Below are 21,532 nucleotides of genomic sequence, written 5' to 3' on the forward strand. Positions count from 1 at the left end.
CCCAACAACAAGGGGAGCCATTGGCTCCCCTTGTTGTTGCTGTTGATCGCTGAGTCACGTCAGTCCGTCAGGATTCCCAGATGATGCTCTGGGAGGAGGACCACTGCTCGCCGATGTTTGCGTATTTTTGCTCCAGCAGGTGGCGCTTGATCTTCATGGTGGGGGTGAGTACACCGTTTTCAATGTTCCAGGGCGTCTTCACCACCAAGATGCCGCGAATTCTGGCGTGAGATTCCAGTTGATCGTTGACCCGGTTGCGCGCCGCCTCCAGCTGGGCATTGATAGTTTCCCGATTACCCTTCATGGCACTCTCGGCCAGCTGCACCAGCGCAATGGGCTGGGGCATGCCGTAACCAATCACACACAGCTGCTCTATGATGGGTTCTTGTCCCAGCAAGCCTTCAATGGGCACAGGTGCCACATACTTGCCCTTGGCGGTTTTGAACACATCCTTCATGCGGCCTGTGATGGTGAGGTAGCCCTCTCTGTCCAGCTTGCCCATGTCGCCGGTATGGAGCCAGCCGTCGGCGTCGATGGCTTCGCTGCTGTGCTCGGGGTCCTTGTAGTACCCCAGCATCATGCCGTCACAGCGACAGAGGATCTCCCCCTCATCGGAAATCTTGATGGTCACCCCGGGCCCCGCCTTGCCGACCGTGCCTATCTTGTCGGCGCGGAAGGGGTAGTTGAGGGTGGAAAAAGCGTGGTTCTCCGTCATGCCCCAGGCTTCGGTTATCTTGATGCCGATGCTGTTGTACCACTGCAGCAGGGCCGGTGACACTGGCGCCGAGCCGCAACCCAGCACCCGCGCCTGATCCAGCCCCAGCCCTTTTTGCAACTTGCCCTTGATGAGACCCGAGACAAACGGGATCTTGAGCAACAGTTCCAGCTTCTTCTGGGGCAGCTTTTCGTGGATCTTGATGCGGAACATGGCCCACAGCCGGGGCACAGAGATAAAGACGGTGGGACGGCAACGCTTGACGTCATCAATGAAGGTGTCGAGCGACTCGGGGAAAGCGATGGTGGCGCCGCTGAACAGGCTGCCTCCATAGATGTAAACCCGCTCTGTGATATGGGCGAGCGGCAGATAGGAAAAACCGCGATCGGTGGCGGTCAGCTCCACCGCTTCCACCAGCTTTTCACAGGACCAGGCATAACGCTCGACGCTCAACATGGCACCCTTGGGCTTGCCGGTACTGCCTGAGGTGTAGACCAGGCTCAGCAGCGCATCCGGCACCTGCTCCGGGCTGTCGGGGATAGGTTCGTGCGCCTCCAGCAGATCGTCCCACTGATGGCTGGCGGGCATGGTCTCATAGGGCATGGCGATGCGCAGAAGGGAGGCAGGCACACCCGCCTCCTGGCTCTTCCAGTCATCCAGCTTGCCGACGAAGATCGCCTTGGCTTCGCTGTGACGCAGCACATATTCGATGGTATCGACGTTGGCGGTCGGATAGATGGGCACGCTCACGTACTGCCCCATCTGCATGGCCAGATCAGCGATAAACCACTGGGCGCAGTTCTTGGAGAGCAGGGCCACCTTGTCACCGGGCACCAGCCCCAGATGACGCAGCGCCGTCACCATGCGCCGCGCTTCGTCAGCCACTTCACCCCAGGTAAAGTCGACGTATTCGCGGTTGATGGTTTGACGAAGATAGACTCGGTCAGGACACTGCCGCTCCCAATGGTAGAGCATCTCGAGCGGCAGTTTATTGGCAATACGTGAAGAGGAAGCCATAGTTTAATCCCTGAAACAAAAGGCGAAACTTATTATTAACCTTTCACTAACTTCAGGGAAGCGTCAACTAAAACTTCTGTTTGAAATGTGTATTCGATCAAGCTTCCGCTTGCTGCTGCAAGCCCTTCCACATGGCTTGTACCAGTTCTTCATCCTGCTCGGAGAGCTCCCCCTCCAGGATGGCCTCATTCAGGCTACGCAGTACATAACTCTTTACATCCCGCACCAGTGTCTTGCCTTCCAGCTCGGCACGCGCCACCGCCAGCGAAATGTGACCGCGCAGATACCCCCCCGCAAACAGCTCATCTTCAGTCGCCGTGGCCACCATGGCGTCTATCAGTCCCAACAACTTGTGCTCAAATTCATGAATCGTCATGTAACGCAGCCTCATTTTCAGAGTGGCTGGCAAAAAATTGCCGGCAAAATAATTCGGGAGAGTGGAACCGCGATCCGGTTGATCGCGGCTCTCTGGCGCAAGGCCAGCCGCATCCTTGATGTCCTATTCCGGGTTGGCCACCGGGTAGATGACCTTATCCTTGTATCCCGTGGTTATGCGCAGATAACCACTTAACGACCGGTTCAGTGCCGGATCATCGGTATCCACCAGCAGCGGCCTGCCCCCGAGGGCAGCCAGCTTGGCTTTGGTAGCCAGGACCTGGATCTGGTCCCGCCCGACAGCCCGGATCACCTCTGGACTCAGTTGCTGATTTCCGCGCCCGAACAGATGTCCCTGACCGCCGATCAGGGTAATGATCAGACGACAGTGACGACCGCGAATCCGGGTCAGGATCTCGGCGGCGGACAGATCCTGCCCGATAAGCCGGCCATTTTCCACCAGATCCACGCCGAGCAAGGTATTTTCCAGCCCCAGCGCCGCCATGCAGGCAGCGACTGTGCTGCCGGAGCCCATCAGGTAGAGGGTATCTGGCTCCATCTGCTCCACCACACCCGCGGCAAGATCTGCCAGTACCAGCTCTTCGGACTCCCGCCCCCCCTGCTTGACCGCCTGCACGTAGCGCAGATCTCCCGGTACCAGCAGTTGGCCATAGTGGCGGGCTCGCACCTTGCCCAGGCGAAATGCCTCTTCGTCGATGTCCATCACATCGGCATCCACCAGACTCAGCAATTCGCCGGCGATCATGCGGGCTGCCACACGACCACTGGCGGCGGGGGTGACGCCGTATACGCCGGAGTGGATCTTGCAGCCCGCCGGAATACCGAGCACATGGCAGGATTCCCCGACAGCGGCGCAAATGTCCCGTGCCGTACCATCGCCGCCGGCAAACAGCAAGAGATCGACGCCGGCCGTACGCATCAAGTCGGCGGCGGCGCGAGTGTCGGCCGCCGTGGTAGCACCAGAGACGGGCTGATAGACGATGCGACAAGGCAACTGAAGAGACGCCGCGAGATCGGCCCCCATCTCGCCCGCGACCGTCAACAGCTCAAATGGGGTGGCAAGATCGCACAGGGGCAACAAGGCTTGTCGTGCCCGCTCCTGCGCCTTGGGCACGGCCCCTCGAGCCAGCGCTTCAGCCACCACGCCGTCACTGCCCTTGAGACCAACCGCGCCACCAATGCCGGCGACCGGGTTAATGATGAGCCCTAAACGAAACATAGATTTCTCCCTCTGGTCAGCCGCCATTTTATCTTTTCAAGGCATGGGGACAAGCCATGTTGCGCCTGCTAGAATCCGCTTCCTCTCATTTTGTTAACCAAGGTTCAGTCATGCTGGAATGGGCTCTTGACCCCTCTGCCTGGGTTGCGCTCGCAACCCTTACCCTGCTCGAAATCGTGCTGGGTATCGATAACATCATTTTTATCTCCATCCTGGTTGCCCGCCTGCCCGAGGCGCAACGTCAGAAGGCGCGGATCCTGGGATTGGGGCTGGCCATGGGTACCCGTATCCTGCTGCTGCTGTCGCTTGCCTGGGTCATGCGCCTGACCGAGCCGTTGTTCACCATACTGGGTGAGGCCATCTCGGGGCGCGATCTCATCCTGCTGCTGGGAGGCCTGTTCCTCATCGGCAAGAGTGCCCACGAGATCCACGCTACCCTGGAAGGCGCCGCCGAGCCGGAGGGCTCCATGGCGGTCGCCTCCGGTTTCGTCAGCACCCTGATCCAGATCGCCATCCTCGATATCGTGTTCAGCCTGGATTCGGTCATCACGGCAGTCGGCATGGCAGATCACGTGCCCGTCATGGTGCTGGCCATCATGATCGCCGTCTTCATCATGATGTTCGCCGCCAAGTCCATCGGGGACTTTGTCGACAACCACCCCACCATCAAGATGCTGGCACTCTCCTTCCTGACCCTGGTTGGTTTCGCGCTGATGGCCGAGGGGATGGATCTGCACATTCCGAAGGGTTACATCTACTTCGCCATGGCTTTCTCGCTGACGGTGGAGATGATCAACATCCGTCTGCGCAGTCACCACGACAGCAAGAAGCTCGAACAGTAAGCGGACAAGCCACAAAAAAGAGCGCCATCAGGCGCTCTTTTTTTATCCACACAACCGGCTTATTCGTTGCTGATGATGATGCCAACGCGGCGGTTCTCTGCCCGACCGGCAGCCGTCTTGTTGTCTGCCACCGGATCCCGTTCACCGCGACCACGGATATCCAGGTTGGCTGGCTGCATGCCGACCGACACCAGCACATCGGCCACCGATTTCGCCCGCTTCAGAGAGAGCTGATCGTTATAAGCCTCAGGTCCGTTGGAATCGGTGTGACCATCGATCCGCGCCTTGTTCAAGCCAACCCCCAGCAAGGTCATGCCCAGCTTTTCCACCAGGACACGGGTGTCAGGGTTAAGGGTTTCCGAATCGTTGGCAAACAGCACCCGGTTGGAGAAGTCCAGAGTCCAACCCTCGTCGGTCAGGCGAAAGCCCTGCTCCTTGAGTACGCCGATCTGCTCCGCCGTCAGACCGCGAGGGGCACTTTGACAGCCCGCCAACACGCTCAACAGCAGGCCTATCAGGCCGGTTTTCATCAGGACAGTGATCTTCATTGTTATTTTTCCTCAGCAGAAACATCAAATTCCAGCTGGTCATGAAGTGCAAGCTCCCGACGCAGCCGTTTGGATTGGTACATGGCATTGTCAGCCTGCTGCAACAATTCACCGGCAGTGAGTCCCTCATCCGGATACACGGCGAGGCCTATGCTGATGGCGGCCACCAGCTGACGACCATCCCCCAGTACCACGGGGTCAGCCATCGCCTGCTGGATGCGGGACACCACATCCTGCGCTTCGCTCTCTTGCAACAGAGGCGTCAGCAAGATGGCGAATTCGTCGCCGCCCAGCCGACATACCAGATCCATCGGCCGAAGCTGATGTTGTACCCGTCTGGCCAAGGCGATCAGCACGTCATCCCCGGCGGCATGGCCCAGGGTGTCGTTGATCTGTTTGAAGCGATCACAGTCGAGGTAGAGCAGCGCAAACCGCTCCTCTTGCAAACGGCCCGTGGTCACAGCTTGATCCAGACGAGCCTCAAAAAGAGCACGATTGGGCAGACCGGTCAAGGCATCATGAGTGGCCTGATGCAGCAGACTGGCGTTCTCCCGCCGTTGGTGGGCCTGCCAGGCCTCCAGTTCATCGAGCAGGGAGTTGAAATCCTGGCCGAGTTCGTGCAACTCGGCGATGTCGGCCTCGGGCACCCGCATGGCAAGGGTACGTTGACGACTGACACTGTGGGCCACCTGAGCCAGCTTCTTGAGCGGCACAGTGATGGAGTTTTGCATCCAGCGCGCCACATAGATAGATCCCATGGCACTGAGGATGAGGCAGACCAGCATGGCCATCAGGGTTTGCAGCAGAAACAGCAGCAGGTACTGACCGTGGCCGACCAGATGGACGCGGGCTATCTCGACGCCGCCCCGCATGATGGGCTGCTCGATGGGGCCGGGCAGGATGATCTGTGCAAGATACTGCTCAAGACCCGACCAGGGGGTGGTCATGGCCCGGCTCCAGCTTGCCAGCGGCCTGCCACTGGGCAGCTGAATACTGGCCTGGGCCACATCCTCGCGGGTGACAATGGCCTGCAGCGCCTCCTTGGCGGCCTCTTCGTCATGGAATACCACGGCCGCTTCACTGGTGTAACTGATGGCACGCGCCACCAGCTCCAGATTGTGGTCCGCATAGATACGCAGGGCCAGCAAAGCGATACCGGTCAACAGCAGACCGGCCATACAAACAGCGGTCAGGGACGTCACCATGTGGGTGCGTCCCAAGCTCTGTCGCAAGGTGAGCCGCTGCGCCTGTGAACGAAAAAACGCCTTCATGGTGTCTCCTCATCCGCTCTGGCCAGCTTCAGCACGGCGGGGTGGACCCGCACTCCGCTCCTGGCGAGGGCATCCAGATTGACCCGAAAGCGAATACGCTCCGACCCTATCTGCAAGCAGAATACGGCGTCGGCGGTACACTCGGCGCTCTGCTCGCTGATGCTGAGAATCGCATGGCCGCGCAGCCGCTGGAACAATGGCAGGCGCCGCTCCGGCGCCAGCACTCCCAGATAAAGCACATCGCACTGCCGCCCCAGCATCTCATCCTCGACATCATAACGGCGCACACTGACCGGCCGGCCATTGGCCTGCTGCTTGATGGCAAACAGCGCTGTGGCATATTCCGTCGGCGCGGCGATGCATAAGCGCAATTCCTCTGGCTCGGTGGGCCAGCGGGTGTAGCTGAGTATGTCGAGCACCGTCTGTCGCACCTGCTCTGAGCGCAGCTCGGCAGAGGTCAAAGGAAGGTGCTCGCGGGCCAGCGCCAGCGAGCAGAACAGGAGCGTCAACCACGCCAGGGACCGGGTCAGAGAAAAAAAGTGCATCATGCCTGCGCTTATTGAACATGCGGTCTATTTGAAGGGCTGATGCCCGTTCAGGGAGATCCGGATGAATGTAGTATTGAACTTGTCAGCAGCATGACAAGGCAACATCGACAGAGCAAGGGGGTGCGCCAGCAATTGTCGCGATAAGAAAAGGGGCCCACGCTGGCGTGAGCCCCGATATATCACTTGAATTCATTCGCTTACTTCTTGCTGATCCCGTATTCACGCAATTTGTTGGCGATGGCGGTGTGCGACACGCCGAGGCGCTTGGCCAACTGACGAGTGGAAGGAAACGCTGGATAGAGCCGTTCAAGCAGCCGGCTCTCGAAGCGTTTCACCGCCTCGTCCAGGCCCCCTTCGAACCACTCGTCAATGAGCGGCATGGCATCGGCGGCCACCGGCAAGTCCACGTGTTCCGGGCCGATTTCGTCCCCTTCCAGCAACGTCATGGCGCGGTAGAGGCAGTTGCGCAGCTGACGCACGTTGCCGGGCCAGCGGTAGGCCGTCAGGTACTCGGCCATGTTGCGGGTAAAGCGCGGTCTTGGCCGTTGCAACTCGCTGGCGAAGCGGGAAACAAACTGCTGGGCCAGCGCCATGATGTCCGCCTTGCGCTCGCGCAGAGGGGGCAGCGCCAGACTCAACACGTTGAGGCGATAGTAGAGATCTTCCCGGAACTTGCCGTCGTGCACCAGATCCAGCAACTGCTTCTGGGTGGTACAGATGAAGCGCACATTGACCTTCACCTCCTGCTCGTCACCGACCCGGCGAAACACCCCGTCCTGCAGCACCCGCAGGAACTTGGTCTGCAGATGGGCAGACATGTCGCCGATCTCGTCCAGCATCAGGGTACCGCCGCTGGCCAGCTCCAGCACGCCGCGCTTGCCTTCGGTGTTGTTGCCAAACGCCCCGGGGGCGTAACCAAACAGTTCGCTCTCGGCCACGTTGTCCGGCATGGCGGCGCAGTTGAGGGCCATGAAGGGGTGGCTGGAACGCAGGCTGGCACCGTGGCAGGCGCGGGCCAGCAGTTCCTTGCCGGTGCCAGTCTCGCCGACGATGAGCAGCGGCGCATCCTGCATCGCCAGCTTGCTCGCCTCTACCAGTACCTGCTTCATCTTCTGGCTCTCGGCCTGCAGGTGCTCGAAGCCCCCCACTTCCACCGCGTGCAAGGCACTGAAGTGCATGCCGACCCGGCGGGCAGATTTGAGCACCACGACGGCGCCGGCCAGGGCCTGGCGGCCCTTCTCTTCGGCCACGAACAGCGGCATCAGATCCGCCAGATACTCTTCGCCGTTGAAGCTGAGCTTGCAGGTCTGCGGCTTGATTTCGCTCGCCTCCAGCCAGCGGCTGAAGGAGAACCCCTTGACCAGAGAACCAAGGGCCATGCCACGTATCTCTTCCACCGGCAGGGCCAGGGTCGTCAGAGCAGACTGGTTGGCCTGGGTCACCTTGCCCTTGGCGTCGAGAGAGAACACCAGATCCGGCAGCGCCTTGAGCAGGGCCTCAATCTCGTGGTGTTCACGCTCTGATGGCATGTAGGGGATGGTCTTGACGTCATAGACGCCGGGAATGCGGCGGATCTCCGGCATCAGGTGCTGAAAATCGCGAAACTCCAGCTCGGGAAAGTTGAGATAGATGATGCCTGAGGTATCGATTTCGATGCCGCGCAGATCGATGTTGTGCTCCACCAGACGGTCGAGCAGTTCCCGGGTCAGGCCCAGGCGGTCTTCACAGCTGACTTCAAGACGCATTCGGGACACACTTCCTAGCTAACTCTATGAATGACCGGATAATACAGACTCGATCCCGCCAGTGCGAGCGCTGGCCCATAAAAATGCGGGCCCGCCCCGCTTTCGCCGGGCAGGCCCGAGTCACTGGAGGAGGCTTATTTGTGCAGCGGATCGCTGAGCAACTGGTCGGTACGCGCCGCCATGATGAAGTCGTTGCGGTGTAATCCGCCTATCTTGTGGGTCCACCAGCTGACGGTCACCCTGCCCCATTCGGTCAGGATCGCAGGGTGATGAAACTCAGCCTCCGCCAGTTCACCCAGACGGTTGGTAAACGCCAGCGCCTCCTTGAAGTTGCGAAAAGTAAATTCCCGCCTCAGTTGCAGCTCTCCTTTCACCACCAGCGGCTGCCAGTCGGGAATGAGGTGCATCAGTTCGCTCAGCTCCTGCTCGCTCACCTTGGGGGCATCGGCGCGGCACGCTTCACACTGCTGGCTGGCCAGTTCGGACATGGGTCTCTCCTTGTTCATCAATGGGAATGAGATAACGAAAAATCGTGGTGAGTTCAGCTCGCCTGCTTGCCGGCCGCCGGCTCAAAGCGTGGCGGGCGCAGGCCGAGGCGCCTCGCCTCCCCCACCATGGTCATGATGTCCTGCTCCGCCAAACGGTAGAGCGCCGCCAGCTCAGGCAGCACAAAATAGGTGGGCTGCATGATGTCGATACGGTATGGGGTGCGCAGCACTTCTATGGGATCGAAGGGTTGCAGCACAGGCTGGCCACCGAGGGCATAGGTGGTCTCGCCGATGGAGGAGAGAATGCCGCCACCGTAAATTCTCAGCCCGGCAGGGGTATTGAGCAGACCGAACTCCACCGTGAACCAGTAGAGCCGGGCCAGAAAGACCCGATCCTCCTTGCTCGCCTGCAGGCCAAGCTGGCCATAGACATGGGTGAAGTGGGCGAAGGCGGGATTGGTCAGCATGGCGCAGTGGCCGAAGATCTCGTGGAAGATGTCGGGCTCTTGCAAATAGTCGAGTTCATCCCGGCGCCGGATAAAGGTAGCCACCGGAAACTGGCGATTGGCCAGCAGGGCAAAGAAGCGGTCGAACGAGATAAGCGCGGGCACGGCAGCCACCGACCAGCCGGTGGCGGGTTGCAGCACGGCATTGATATCCATCAGCTGGGGGATGCGATCACGGGGTAACGTCAGGCATTCCAGCCCCGCCAGATAGTCGTCACAAGCCTTGCCGGCAAGGGCTGCGAGCTGGCGCTCGATCAGGATTTGCCAGGTCCCATGCTCCTCATTCGAGTAATGGACAAGACCCAGGGAATCTGGCTGGTGTGCTGTGTAGAGACTTGCCATGAGCGGTTCCATCCTGTGCGCACGCCCGGACATCCAAGCATCGGCGACTCATCGTTGACTGACAGGATCACTGTAACGGTTTGCCCCTCAAAAAAGCAGCCGACCCCGGGGTCGACTATCGACGCAAATTGTAAACAATTTGTGACAACCACAGTCGAGGCCCGGGCCGTCACCCCCTGTTGAGATACCCCGCCAGCTGACCGATGAGCCGCTTGCGCAGCTCACCGAGCTTGGGTTTCTCGTCACCACACCAAGGCAACGGGCGGCACGCCTCTATGGTACGCAGGCCAAGGCGGGCAGTGAGCAGACCCGCGCCCACCCCTTGCGCGGCGCGGGCGGAGAGCTTGGCGGCAAGCTCGGCTCCCAGCAAGTCCATCCCCACCTCGGTCACCAACTCGGTGGCACCGGCATAGAGCATGTTGCGAAATACCTGACGAATGAGGCGGATGCGGCTCCAGTAACCGAGCTCAATGGCATAGACGTCGGCGATGTCCTCGATCATCCGCAGGTTGCGCCACAGCATCAGCATCATGTCGACGGTGGCAAGGGGGCTCAGGGCCACCAGCACGGCGGCCTCCCCCGACCATTTGGCCACCCGGGCCTGGGCCAGCTTGTCTCGCTCGGTGAGCACCAATTGGCTATAGAGGGTCAGCACTTCCCGATCGCTGTGGCTCTCGTCGAGCTGGCTCAGCCAGCTTTGGTACCCCTCGCGCCCCTTGTCGCCACTCTTCTCGGCGAGCGCCTCGCAAAAAGCCTGCCCCTGCCCGACGCCCTGACGGGCCAGCAGATCGTCGGCGCGCGAGCGCACATCCTGGCGCCGCTTGAGGGTGCGCAGCCGCAACCACTCGCGCCCCACTACGCCGGCCGTACCCACGGCCACCAGACCGGAGGCCAGCAACCAGGCGCTGCCCCAAAGCGGGGTGGTGAGCAACTGGTCATAAAGAAAGACGCCATATTGCCCCAAAGAGAGCAGGCCAACCGCCCCCAGCCCCCAGGCGAGCAGCCGATGGCGACGACGCGGCTTGATGGTGAGGGCGGGCTCCACGTCGGTGAAATCATCGAGCTCGTCGAGGCGCTCGAAGCTAGCCTCTTCCAGCTGCTGGGCCGGAGCCGGCGGCCGCTCTTCGCTCGCCACCGACAAGCTGGGCTCGAGGATCACCTTGCCCTGCAACGGCGCAGTCTCATTGGCCCTGTGTTTTGTCTGATCGTTCATCTTTTTGCTTGTTCCTCCACGCGGCTGTGCAGCCATGCCTGATCTGTATCCATTGCCACAGAGCCTGGGTTATTCGAGGTGATCCCCGAGCAGAAACTCCAGCGCCGCATCGAGCCGGATATGGGGCAGCGCCTGATGGGCGCTCATCGCCAAGGGGCGAAATGCCTGAAAATCAAAGCCCTGATTGTTCCACCACTGTGCGGGCGGGATATGGGCAGGCACCTCCCCCGGGAAGAGCAATAACGGCTCCCCCGAGAGGCTGGTACCGCGGATGGCGGGAAACTCACGGCCATTGGCCACTCCCTTGCCCACCTCGGTCGCCTTGATAGCAGCCAGCGCCAGACACTCTGTGGTGATCCCCTCAAAGCGTGCCTGACCCCGGCCGCTGCGCACCAGATGCTGGAGCAAAGAGACCAGAGGGCCGTGCTGCTCGGGGGTGACGTGATCGGCCTTGCTCGCCACAAACAGCAGCTTGTCGATGCGCGGCGAGAAGAGCCGTCGCCACCAGTTGCTCTTGCCGTAGGCAAAGCTCTCCATGATGCGGGCGATGGCCTGCTGCATGTCACCAAAGCTGGCGGCGCCGGCATTGAGGGGTTGCAGGCAGTCCACCAGCACTATCTGACGATCGAAACCGGCAAAGTGCTGCTCATAAAAACCCTGCACCAGATGCTGTTTGTACTGCTCGAAACGCTGCTTGAGGGTGGCATAGAGGGTGCCATCGGCGGGCTCGCCAGCAGGTTTGGCCCACATCCATGGCACAAACTGCAGCATGGGGGCACCGGCATACTCTCCCGGCAGCACAAAGCGACCGGGTTGGATGAGGTGCAGCCCAAGCTCGCGCTTGCAGGCATGGAGGTAATCGGTGTAACGCTCGGCAAGCTCCGCCACAGGCCGCTCTTCGAAGGTCTGCTCGGCCTGCCACTCAGTCGCCAGCCACGCGGCCGCCAGCGCCTGCAACTCGGGGCGACGCAGCTGATCACGCACCTGTTCGCTCCACTGCTCATAACTCAGTTCAAGCAACGGCAAGTCGAGCAGCCACTCCCCCGGATAGTCCACCAGATCCACATAGAGGGTGGACATGTCTCCCAGGTGCTTGCGCAAGGGATGGCGGGTGCGATAGCGGATCTCGAGGCGAACCTCGGCCACCCCGCGAGTGGGATCGGGCCAGGCAGGGGGATCGCCAAACAGGGCATCGAGCCCGCGCTCATAGGCAAAGGTGGGAATATGGGCATTTTTCTGGGGCACCCGACGGGCGCCCAGGATCCGCCCCTGCCGCTGGGCATCCCACAACGGCAAGCGGCCATCGATGGCCGCATGTTCAAGCTGGTTGACCAGCGCTGTGATGAAGGCGGTCTTGCCGCTGCGGGAAAGACCCGTCACTGCCAGTCGTATGTGACGATCCCGTACCCGGTTCACCACGTCGGTGGCCTTGTGCTGCAAGAGCGACCATTTTTGTTCGAGTTTGTTGCGTATCAAAGCGGATCCCGTTCTCCCGTTTGTCCCATTTATTCTCGATCGTACGACCCGGTTGCACTCACCGAACCTGCCAACCAGATTGGTCATGCAGGTTCGATGAGTCCGGCAGGCCTCATCGAACCGTCACGGATTCACAGCTTGCTGAATTCCCGTTGCAGGGTGAACTCCTTGGAGGTCACCAGCTTCTCGATGCGCTGCAGCCTGGGCTCCAGAGTATCGAGCTCCTGCGCGATACGGCCCAGTGCCTGATGGGGCGTGATCCCCGCCTGCCAGCTGCGCGCCTTCATGCGCACCTCGGCAAAATCTCCCTCCTCGTTTTGATAGAGGGTGACCGGCTTTTTATCGAGCAGAAACCAGGCTGCTATGTAGGCGGTTAAGGTGATGAAACCTGCAAAGATGAGACCGCTGATGGCCAGCAGCCGCACGATCCAGGTCTCCACCCCAAAGTAGTCGGCAAGGCCGGCACACACACCGGCTATCTTGCCCTGTTGGGGGTCGCGATAGAGATTGCGCCCCTCCCGATTCGATGGACTCATACCTTGTTCCTCCAGCCCGGGACTTCCGCATCCAGAATGGACTCCAGCGCGCCGACCCGCTCCTGCATCTTCTCGGCGCGGGCCAGCAAGCCTTGCAGTTGCTCCCGTTCGCTATCGGCGAGACCGGTACCGATCCGCCCCTTGGCTCTGTAGTGCAGCACCAGCCAGATAGGGGCCACCACCACCATGAAGACCACCATGGGAACCATCAATACGCCCAGCAGATCTTCCATCCGTTACTCTCCCTGTTTTGGTGTGGTGTCGCCCTGGCCCAGCTTCTGACGCATGGCCTCGAGCTCTTTGCTTATCTGATCGTCGGCTTCCAGCTCGGCAAACTGCTGGGCCAGGGCCTTGTCCGATTGTCCCAGATCGGCACGGGCTTCCATCTCGTCGATGCGACGCTCCATGCGCTCGAACTTGCTGACCACGGCCTGACTGTCGCCACGGGCAACCTGGCTCTGCACATTGAGGCGGCTGCTGGCAGCTTCGGTGCGGATCGCCATCGCTTTTTGACGGCTGCGGGCATCTTCCAGCTTGGCTTCCAGCTGACGTATTTCGTCACCCAGTTTCTCGATGCCGCTGTCCACTGCCTGCTGCTCGCGATAGAGGGTTTCGGCCAGCTCGCTCTGCTTCTTCTTCTCGATAAGGGCGGCACGCGCCAGATCTTCGCGCCCCTTGGCCAGCGCCAGCTCGGCCTTGCCCTGCCACTCGTTCACTCGCTCCTGATGGCGACTGACCTGACGGCCTATCTCTTTCTGGCTGGCAAGGAAGCGAGCCAGATTGGAGCGCTCCTTCACCAGTTCATCTTCCATTTCTTGGATGATCAGGCGCACCATCTTCTGGGGATCTTCTGCCTTGTCGAGCAGGGACGTCAGGTTCGAATTGATGATGTCGGCCAGACGGGAAAAAATACTCATGATAGAACTCCTGTGGTTGGCATACGTTGTTTCTCCATTGACAATGGCAACTTGTGTGCCAATCTGGAACAGAATTTAACTTGTTGATTTATATGGGGCCTATGGGTCGAGTTTCAAGATACCCCATGCAAGTGATGATTAAAATCACCAACTTTTGGTAAGATTGACCAGATTTTACAACTGACAGGGATCACTATGAGCACGGCCACGGAAAGCCTGTTGGGGGAATCCAACGCATTCCTCGAGATCATTGAGCAGGCCTCCCGCCTCGCACCGCTGCGCAAACCCGTGCTGATCATCGGCGAACGGGGAACGGGCAAGGAGCTCATCGCCCATCGCCTACATTATCTCTCGGGGCGTTGGGATCAAAGCTTTGTCACCATCAACTGCGCCACCTTGAGCGAGAGCCTGCTGGAAACCGAGCTGTTCGGCCACGAGGCAGGATCCTTCACCGGCGCAGCCAAGCGCCATCAGGGCCGGTTCGAGCGCGCCGATGGCGGTACTCTGTTCCTCGACGAGCTGGCGACCACCAGCGCCCGGGTACAGGAAAAACTGCTGCGGGTCATTGAATACGGTGAATTCGAGCGAGTAGGTGGAGCCAAAGCCCTCAAGGTGGATGTACGGCTGGTGTGTGCCACCAACGAGGATCTGCCCGCGTTGGCCGACAAGGGGCACTTTCGCCACGACTTGCTGGACAGGCTTGCCTTTGATGTCATCACTCTGCCCCCCTTGCGGGAGCGGCGCGAGGACATACTGATGCTGGCGGAGCACTTCGCCCACGGCATGACCCGGGAGCTGGGTTATCCCCTGTTTGCCGGATTTTCGCGCAAGGCGACCCAGCTGCTGCTGGATTACCCCTGGCCCGGCAACGTGCGGGAGCTCAAGAACGTGGTGGAGCGCAGCATCTATCGTCAGGGCAATCCCCAGTTGCCGCTCTCGGATCTGGTGCTCAACCCGTTCGATTCCCCCTGGCGGCCCCGTGCGCAAGGCGCCCCTGCCATGCACATCGCCAGTGAGAGCCTGCCACAGACTAACCCGGCCGCTCAGAGCCTGCCGCTGGATCTCAAAAGCGCGGTGGCGGAGTACGAGATTAATTTACTCAAGCAAGCCATGCAGCAATCCCAGTATAATCAGCGCAAAGCCGCCCAGTTGCTGGCCCTGAGTTATCACCAGTTCCGTGGCATGCTGCGCAAATACCAGCTGCTGGACAGTGATAACGATGCGGATTGACGCCACAGGAAATGCTGGCCCTGCGCTATCACCAGTGCCGTGGCATACGGCGCAAATACCCGCTGCAGGATAGTGATAACGATGCGGATTGAAACCACAGTAAGCCCGGTTCAGGCCGACTCCTGCAACTCGCCAGCCCCGATGCTGGCACATTTGTATAAAAACATGGTTCTACAATGAGAATGCTCAAACCCTTGCTGCTTGGATTGCTGGTGCTGGTTACCGGTTGTCAGAAACAAGACGACGCGTCCAGGACGGGACTCATCTACTGTGCGGAAGGCTCGCCCCAGACCTTCAATCCCCAGGTCTCCAACTCCGGGGTGACCCTGGATGCCAGCTCCCGCCCGCTCTACGATCGTCTGCTGGAGGTGAACCCCAACACGCTGGCGCTGGAAGGGGGGCTCGCCACCCGCTGGAACGTGAGTGAAGATGGTCTCTCTTACACACTGACTCTGCGCAAGGGCGTCACCTTTCACCACACCCCCTGGTTCAATCCCTCACGCAACCTGAATGCCGACGATGTGCTGTTCACTTGGCAGCGGCTGCTGGACAAGCAGCACCCCTATCACGCCATTTCGGGGGGCGAGTATCCCTACTTCTACAGCCTGGGGCTGGATCAACTTATCAAGCGGGTCTACAAGAAGGGACAGCTGCAGGTGGTGTTTGAACTGAATCGGCCGGATGCCTCCTTCCTCGCCACGCTGGCCAGCGACTACGCCATAGTGCTCTCCGCCGAATATGCCGACCAGATGCGCAGCGCTGGCACACAGGCACTGCTGGACACCCAACCGGTCGGAACAGGTCCGTTCAGCTTCAAGGAGTATCGCCACAACGAATATGTGCGTTACCTGCGCCACCCGGGTTACTGGGGCGGCGAAGCCAAGATTGAACAACTGGTCTATGACATCACGCCAAAGTCTGCCAAGCGACTGGCCAAGCTGCTGACGGGCGAGTGCGATGTGATGAGTACCCCCGTTGCCAGCCAGTTGTCGGTGATCAAGCAGAACCCGAAACTGAGCCTGTCCATACAGTCGGGCATGAACGTGGCCTTCCTTGCCCTCAACACCCGCAAGGCACCCTTCAACAAGGTACAGGTACGTCAGGCCATCGCCAGTGCCATCAATATCGACAACCTGTTGCAAGCGGTCTACTTCGAGACAGGACAACCGGCCAACAGCCTGCTCCCTCCCCTCTCCTGGGGCTACAATCCTTCTCTGCCTATGCGTCAGCAAGACTTGAAGCGATCACGTCAGCTGCTCAAGGAAGCCGGGCTTGAGCACGGATTCGAGATGCAGGTGCTGGTACAGCCGGGCTCGCGCCCCTACAATCCGGATGCCCTCAAGACAGCCCAGCTGATGCGCAGCGATCTGGCCAAGGTCGGCATCAAGCTGAAAATCGTGCAGCAGGAGTGGCCTGTCATCGAGACGCGCCTCGCCCATGGCCACTATGACAGCCTGCTGTCGGGCTGGATTGCCGACAACGCCGACCCCGACAACTTCTTTCGCCAGTTGCTGAGCTGCACCGCCGTCGAGCGTGGCAACAACTACAGCCGCTGGTGCAGCCCGGCCTTCGATCAACTGCTGGATGACGCTGTGACCACACCCCAGCTGGCGTTCCGGTTGCGCAACTACTATTACGCCCAGACCCTGCTCAACGAGCAGTTGCCGCTCATTCCGCTGGCCCATGCCCTGCGCACCCAGGTCAGTCGCAGCGACATTGAGGGACTTTCCCTGATGCCTTTTGGCGGCACCGTCTTCTACCAAGCACACAGGGAGTAAGCATGTTTCTCTATATTCTGCGCCGCATCAGCCTGCTGCTTATTACCCTGCTGGCGCTGACCTTTGTCGCCTACCTGCTGGATTATCGGCTCATCGGCCTGCAAGCCAGCTTCTGGAGCGGTTATCCTGACTTTCTGAGCAACATTCTGGACGGGGATCTGGGGCTTTCCAGTGTCTCAGGTCTGCCTGTGCTAGACGAGATCCGCCACTACTTCCCGGCCACCCTGATCCTCTGTGCAACGGCATTTGCCATCTCGCTGCTGGTGGGCATTCCGCTGGGCACCCTGGCGGCACTCTCACAAGGCAAGCCGCTGGATCTCTCCATCATGACCGCCGGCCTAATCGGCTACGCGGTACCTGTGTTCTGGCTGGCGCTGCTGGTGGTGATGTTCTTCTCGCTGGATCTCGGCTGGTTGCCCGCCTCCGGCCAGATCAGTCTGCTCTATGACGTGCCCTCCATTACCGGCATAGCACTGATCGACGTGTTGATGAGCCATGAACCCTGGCGCCAGGCGGCGCTGCACGACGCCCTGCGCCACTTGATCCTGCCCTCGCTGGTACTGGCGGTGGTGCCCACCACAGAGGTGATCCGCCACGTGCGCAGCTCCCTCATCGACGTGATGAAGCAGAACTACATCAAGGCAGCCGCGAGCCGTGGTCTCTCCCGCCGGCAAATTGTCTGGCGCCATGGCCTCAAGAATGCCTTGCCCCCCGTGTTGCCGCTGCTGGGTCTGCAGCTGGGCAGCGTGCTCACCTCCGCCATGATCACGGAGGTGGTGTTCGAGTGGCACGGGATCGGCCGCTGGCTCATCAGCAGCATAGCCCTGCAGGACTATGCCGCCATCCGGGGCGCCACCCTGGTAGTGGCTGGTTTCGTCATTTTTACCAGCGTCAGTACAGAGCTGCTCACCACCATCATCTATCCGGCGCGGCGCAAAGAACTCTATGCAAAACAAGACTGAACGTGCTCATGGCATGACCTGGAGCCAGGAATCCTATGCAAGACAAGACTAGCCTCTACCCCGAGCTCAAGATCCTCTCCCCGCTGGAGCAGACCTGGGCCTCCTATCGCCGCAATCCACTGGCAATGGGGGCACTCTGGTGCTTCGTGATCCTGCTGCTCATCACCCTCATTGGCCCATTGCTGGTGCCCTACGGCATCGATGATCAACACAGCTCCCGCCTGCTGCTGGCCCCCTCCTGGGCCAACAGCGGCAACATAGACTACTTCCTTGGCACAGACGATCTGGGCCGTGACATCCTCTCCCGTCTGGTGGTGGGCGCGCGCTTCACCTTCGGCAATGCCTTGCTGGTGGTGCTGATCGCCATGGTGGCCGGCACCGCCATCGGCATCCTGGGCGGCATGAGCAAGGGGCTCAAATCGAGCGTACTGCACCACCTGCTCGACACCCTGCTCTCCATCCCTTCCCTGCTGCTGGCCATCATCATGGTCGCCATTCTGGGGCCCGGCCTGTTCAACACCCTGATCGCCATCACGCTGGCGCTGATCCCTCCCTTCATCCGGGCGACCTACAACGCCGTTCACACCGAGATGCAAAAGGAGTACATCATTGCCAGCCGCCTCGATGGATCGCCCCCGTTTCGTATCATGCGTCTGGCCATACTGCCGAACATAGTGGAGACCCTGGTCGCCCAGACCACTCGCACCCTCTCTGCCGCTATCCTCGATATCTCGGCGGTGGGTTTTCTCGGTCTCGGTGCCCAGTCTCCCCAACCGGAGTGGGGTGCCATGCTGGCCGACTCGAGCGATCTCATCTATCTCGCCCCCTGGACCGTGACCCTGCCGGGCATGGCCATACTGTTCAGCGTACTGGTGACCAATTTAGTGGGTGAAGGCATTCGCGAAGCACTCAAAGAGGGGAATGATTAATGCCCTTGCTCGACATACGCAACCTTACCATCGAAATTGACACGCCACAGGGCAAGGTCAAGGCGGTGGACAAGGTGAGCCTGACCCTGACCGAGGGGGAGATCCGCGGCCTGGTGGGGGAATCCGGCTCCGGCAAGAGCTTGATTGCCAAAGTGATCGTCGGCATCCAGAAAGACAACTGGACGGTACGTGCCGATCGGATGCGCTTCAACGACATGGATCTGCTGACCATGGCCCCCAAGGAGCGGCGCCGGATCATGGGCCGCGAGATAGCCATGATCTTTCAGGACCCCATCAGCTGCCTGGATCCGTCCGGGGAGATTGGCGCCCAACTGGAAGAGGCTATCCCGACCGATTCGTTTGAAGGGAAATTCTGGCAACGCTTCCAGTGGCGCAAGAAAAAAGCCATCGCGCTGCTGCACAGGGTCGGCGTCAAGGATCACCGCAAGGTGATGCGCGCCTATCCGCACGAGCTCTCCGACGGCATGTGTCAGAAGGTGATGATCGCCATGGCCATTGCCAACAAGCCGCGCCTGCTGGTAGCCGATGAGCCCACCAGCGCCATGGAGTCCACAACCCACTCCCAGATCCTGCGGCTGCTGGACAAGATGAACAAGCTGGGCAACACCACCATTCTCATCATCAGCAACGACATTGCCGCCATCGCCAACCTGACCGACACCATCAACGTGATGTACTGCGGCCAGATGGTGGAGGTTGGTACCCGGGATCAGATCCTGGATACCCCGCACCACCCCTATACCGATGCCTTGCTCAAGTCCATTCCCGACTTTGACAAGCTGGTGCGCCACAAGTCGCGACTCGAAACCCTGCCCGGTGTCATTCCACCGCTGCAGCATCTGCCCATAGGTTGCCGACTCGGTCCCCGTTGCCCCTATGCCCAGAAGCAGTGCGTACAAACGCCGCTGATGAGCAAGATCAAGGGCCACCAGTTCAGTTGCCACTTCCCGCTGAACATGGAGGAGCCGAAAAAATGATGTTCGTTAACGCCCCCGTCAAGGAGCACAGCTTGTGATTGAACCCTCCCTGTTGCAGGTCAGAGGCCTTAGCAAGACCTATCAAAACCGCACCGGCCTGTTTCGCCGCCGGGCGGTGGAAGCCATCAAGCCGCTCTCGTTTGATCTGGACGTGGGCCAGACGCTAGCCATCGTCGGTGAAGCCGGCTCCGGCAAGAGTACCCTGGCACGGATCCTGGCCGGCATGATAGAGCCCACCAGCGGCGACATCGCCATCGAGGGTCAGACCCTGGTCCACGGCGACTACCAGACCCGCTGCAAGCTGCTGCGCATGATCTTCCAGGACCCCAACTCCTCCCTCAATCGCAAGATCCGGGTCGGCCAGATCCTGGAGACACCGCTGCGGCTCAACACCGAAATGAGTGACGAGGAGCGCCACGACAAGGTAGTACAGACCCTGCGCATGGTGGGCATGCTGCCGGATCACGCCCTCTTCTACCCCCAGATGCTCTCCGCCGGTCAGCAACAGCGGGTGGCGCTGGCACGGGCGCTCATTCTCAATCCCAAGATAGTGGTAGCCGATGAGGCGCTCTCCACCCTGGATATCTCGGTACGCTCCCAGATCATCAACCTGCTGCTGGAGATGCAGGAGACCATGGGACTGAGCTATGTGCTGGTAGCCAACGATCTGGGGGTAGTCAGCCACATCAGTGACGAGGTGCTGGTGATGCACGACGGACGAGTGGTGGAGCGCGGCAAAACCCTCAAGGTGTTCGCCGATCCCCAGCATGAGGTGACCCGCCGCCTGATCCAGAACTACAACAACGAATACCGCCGCTGATCCCGTGGCCGGTGCCAGCCCAGGCACCGGCACTCACCCCTGCTCACCTGCTTGAAAACGCGCAAAAAAATCCCGGCTCAGGGGCCGGGAATTGCGCTCAAAAATGATGCGTCGCTCGTAGTAGGAACAGGGTCATGGTAGGCAGCCCCCTTTACATCAACAACTGTCAGATCTGACAGGCAGCCCGCTATGGAACCTGAACTGCGGATCCGGCGAGCAGATAAGCTCGGCTTCGAGTTTGCCAAAATACGCGACCCGCGAGCTGATATCCTCACCCGCATATTGCTCAGCCAGGGCCAGATAGTCCTGATAATGGCGCGCCTCGGAGCGCAGCAGGGAGACATAGAAGCGGCCCAGCTCCTCGTCCAGATGGGGCGCCAGCTTGGCAAAACGCTCGCAGGATCGCGCCTCTATGTAGGCACCGATGATCAGCTTGTCAACTATGGTTGCAGGCTCGTGGGTGCGTACATGCTGCATCAGGTTGCGGGCGTAGCGGGAGGCGGTCACGGGGCCATAGGGGATGTTGCGCGCGGCCATCAGCGCCAGTACCTGCTCAAAGTGGTGCAGCTCCTCCTGGATGAGGCGCACCATGGGAAACAGCAGCGGGTTGCGGGCCAGCTCCTCAAACACGGTGCGATCGGACTCCCCCATGCTGCGCTTGCCCAGGATCTCGGCCTTCTCCGGGATGGCATCCAGCTCCCGATAGAATTCCAGCTTGGGCAGCAGATGACGTTTTCCCTTGGGCAGGCAATAGCGACGCACAAGGCTGTGGGCTGTGAGCGCAGCCTTGTTCTCGCAGTTGGCGTGATCGATAAGCAGGGTGGGCAGATGGGCGGGATCGCGCGCCATTGCCACCCACTCGTCCGGGGTCTCACACTGCAAAAACTGGCGCACGGGGGCTAACAAGTCATCCATCTGAATTCTCGTCTGTTCTGGTTGATACGGCATTTAGTCGAGTGGATACGACTGCGCGAAGGGCGCGACAGGGCTACTATGCTAGCGGATCCCGCCGCCACTGCCCATACCCGGCTGCATA

At 60.3% G+C, this 21,532-nt stretch carries 22 protein-coding genes; 7 read left to right on the forward strand and 15 right to left on the reverse strand.

What is annotated here, in order from left to right; genetic code table 11:
* Positions 1–67: 67 nt before the first annotated feature.
* The 3 genes from ONZ54_RS13335 to ONZ54_RS13345 form a co-directional block, all read right to left on the reverse strand.
* Positions 68–1,732 carry an AMP-binding protein gene (locus tag ONZ54_RS13335; protein WP_058394647.1) on the reverse strand — a complete coding sequence of 555 codons (1,665 nt, stop codon included), beginning with the start codon at positions 1,730–1,732 and terminating at the stop codon, positions 68–70.
* A gap of 97 nt (positions 1,733–1,829) precedes the next feature.
* Positions 1,830–2,108: a YfcL family protein gene (locus tag ONZ54_RS13340; RefSeq protein WP_271786404.1), complete on the reverse strand. Its 279-nt coding sequence runs from the start codon at positions 2,106–2,108 to the stop codon at positions 1,830–1,832.
* Positions 2,109–2,231: 123 nt separating this feature from the next.
* Positions 2,232–3,347 (reverse strand): ATP-NAD kinase family protein, encoded by a 1,116-nt coding sequence (locus ONZ54_RS13345; protein WP_271786405.1) that lies wholly within the window; start codon positions 3,345–3,347, stop codon positions 2,232–2,234.
* Positions 3,348–3,457: 110 nt separating this feature from the next.
* On the opposite strand from ONZ54_RS13345, the gene ONZ54_RS13350 reads away from it, so the two are divergent.
* The gene (locus tag ONZ54_RS13350) at positions 3,458–4,189 is read left to right on the forward strand and encodes a TerC family protein (protein ID WP_131730514.1); all 732 of its coding nucleotides are present in this window, start codon (positions 3,458–3,460) and stop codon (positions 4,187–4,189) included.
* A gap of 59 nt (positions 4,190–4,248) precedes the next feature.
* Here ONZ54_RS13350 and yfiB read toward each other — a convergent pair whose 3' ends face one another.
* The 11 genes from yfiB to pspA all read right to left on the reverse strand — a co-directional run bounded on the left by yfiB (position 4,249) and on the right by pspA (position 13,779).
* Complete coding sequence (gene yfiB / locus ONZ54_RS13355) at positions 4,249–4,737, reverse strand: outer membrane lipoprotein YfiB (RefSeq protein ID WP_021139593.1); 489 nt, start codon at positions 4,735–4,737, stop codon at positions 4,249–4,251.
* Between the two features lie 2 nt (positions 4,738–4,739).
* On the reverse strand, positions 4,740–6,008 hold the full coding sequence (gene dgcN / locus ONZ54_RS13360; RefSeq protein ID WP_125609326.1) for a diguanylate cyclase DgcN/YfiN: 1,269 nt from the start codon (positions 6,006–6,008) through the stop codon (positions 4,740–4,742).
* On the reverse strand, positions 6,005–6,556 hold the full coding sequence (gene yfiR, locus ONZ54_RS13365) for a regulatory sequestration protein YfiR (RefSeq protein ID WP_005310778.1): 552 nt from the start codon (positions 6,554–6,556) through the stop codon (positions 6,005–6,007). Before yfiR ends, dgcN begins: the two co-directional genes overlap by 4 nt.
* Positions 6,557–6,753: 197 nt before the next feature.
* The gene (gene tyrR / locus ONZ54_RS13370) at positions 6,754–8,301 is read right to left on the reverse strand and encodes a transcriptional regulator TyrR (RefSeq protein ID WP_021139596.1); all 1,548 of its coding nucleotides are present in this window, start codon (positions 8,299–8,301) and stop codon (positions 6,754–6,756) included.
* A gap of 134 nt (positions 8,302–8,435) precedes the next feature.
* Positions 8,436–8,789, reverse strand: a complete 354-nt coding sequence (locus tag ONZ54_RS13375) for a 4a-hydroxytetrahydrobiopterin dehydratase (RefSeq protein WP_271786406.1) — start codon at positions 8,787–8,789, stop codon at positions 8,436–8,438.
* 53 nt (positions 8,790–8,842) lie between these two features.
* Complete coding sequence (gene phhA, locus ONZ54_RS13380; protein WP_271786407.1) at positions 8,843–9,637, reverse strand: phenylalanine 4-monooxygenase; 795 nt, start codon at positions 9,635–9,637, stop codon at positions 8,843–8,845.
* Positions 9,638–9,806: 169 nt separating this feature from the next.
* On the reverse strand, positions 9,807–10,850 hold the full coding sequence (locus ONZ54_RS13385) for a YcjF family protein (protein ID WP_271786408.1): 1,044 nt from the start codon (positions 10,848–10,850) through the stop codon (positions 9,807–9,809).
* 69 nt (positions 10,851–10,919) lie between these two features.
* Complete coding sequence (locus tag ONZ54_RS13390) at positions 10,920–12,326, reverse strand: YcjX family GTP-binding protein (RefSeq protein ID WP_265431797.1); 1,407 nt, start codon at positions 12,324–12,326, stop codon at positions 10,920–10,922.
* A gap of 131 nt (positions 12,327–12,457) precedes the next feature.
* A complete protein-coding gene (pspC, locus tag ONZ54_RS13395; protein ID WP_271786409.1) occupies positions 12,458–12,862 on the reverse strand; it encodes an envelope stress response membrane protein PspC in 405 nt (134 codons plus the stop codon).
* Entirely contained in the window at positions 12,859–13,095 is a 237-nt protein-coding gene (pspB, locus tag ONZ54_RS13400; RefSeq protein WP_005310764.1) for an envelope stress response membrane protein PspB, read from the reverse strand. The genes pspC and pspB overlap by 4 nt, the downstream gene beginning before the upstream one ends.
* Before the next feature lie 3 nt (positions 13,096–13,098).
* Positions 13,099–13,779 (reverse strand): phage shock protein PspA, encoded by a 681-nt coding sequence (pspA, locus tag ONZ54_RS13405; protein ID WP_005310762.1) that lies wholly within the window; start codon positions 13,777–13,779, stop codon positions 13,099–13,101.
* A 195-nt stretch (positions 13,780–13,974) separates the two neighbouring features.
* On the opposite strand from pspA, the gene pspF reads away from it, so the two are divergent.
* The 6 genes from pspF (at position 13,975) to ONZ54_RS13435 (ending at position 20,496) form a co-directional block, all read left to right on the forward strand.
* The gene (pspF, locus tag ONZ54_RS13410; protein ID WP_271786410.1) at positions 13,975–15,009 is read left to right on the forward strand and encodes a phage shock protein operon transcriptional activator; all 1,035 of its coding nucleotides are present in this window, start codon (positions 13,975–13,977) and stop codon (positions 15,007–15,009) included.
* Between the two features lie 182 nt (positions 15,010–15,191).
* Positions 15,192–16,787, forward strand: coding sequence for an ABC transporter substrate-binding protein SapA (sapA, locus tag ONZ54_RS13415; protein ID WP_155603451.1), 1,596 nt, complete (start codon positions 15,192–15,194; stop codon positions 16,785–16,787).
* Positions 16,788–16,789: 2 nt separating this feature from the next.
* Entirely contained in the window at positions 16,790–17,749 is a 960-nt protein-coding gene (locus ONZ54_RS13420) for an ABC transporter permease (protein WP_005310757.1), read from the forward strand.
* A 35-nt stretch (positions 17,750–17,784) separates the two neighbouring features.
* The gene (locus ONZ54_RS13425) at positions 17,785–18,678 is read left to right on the forward strand and encodes an ABC transporter permease subunit (protein ID WP_058394657.1); all 894 of its coding nucleotides are present in this window, start codon (positions 17,785–17,787) and stop codon (positions 18,676–18,678) included.
* Positions 18,678–19,676 carry a peptide ABC transporter ATP-binding protein gene (locus ONZ54_RS13430; protein ID WP_017411679.1) on the forward strand — a complete coding sequence of 333 codons (999 nt, stop codon included), beginning with the start codon at positions 18,678–18,680 and terminating at the stop codon, positions 19,674–19,676. The genes ONZ54_RS13425 and ONZ54_RS13430 overlap by 1 nt, the downstream gene beginning before the upstream one ends.
* 34 nt (positions 19,677–19,710) lie before the next feature.
* Complete coding sequence (locus tag ONZ54_RS13435) at positions 19,711–20,496, forward strand: peptide ABC transporter ATP-binding protein (RefSeq protein WP_005310752.1); 786 nt, start codon at positions 19,711–19,713, stop codon at positions 20,494–20,496.
* A gap of 156 nt (positions 20,497–20,652) precedes the next feature.
* Here ONZ54_RS13435 and miaE read toward each other — a convergent pair whose 3' ends face one another.
* Entirely contained in the window at positions 20,653–21,411 is a 759-nt protein-coding gene (miaE, locus tag ONZ54_RS13440; protein WP_271786411.1) for a tRNA isopentenyl-2-thiomethyl-A-37 hydroxylase MiaE, read from the reverse strand.
* Between the last annotated feature and the right edge of the window lie 121 nt (positions 21,412–21,532).

Source organism: Aeromonas salmonicida, assembly GCF_028355655.1.
GTDB lineage: Bacteria > Pseudomonadota > Gammaproteobacteria > Enterobacterales > Aeromonadaceae > Aeromonas > Aeromonas salmonicida.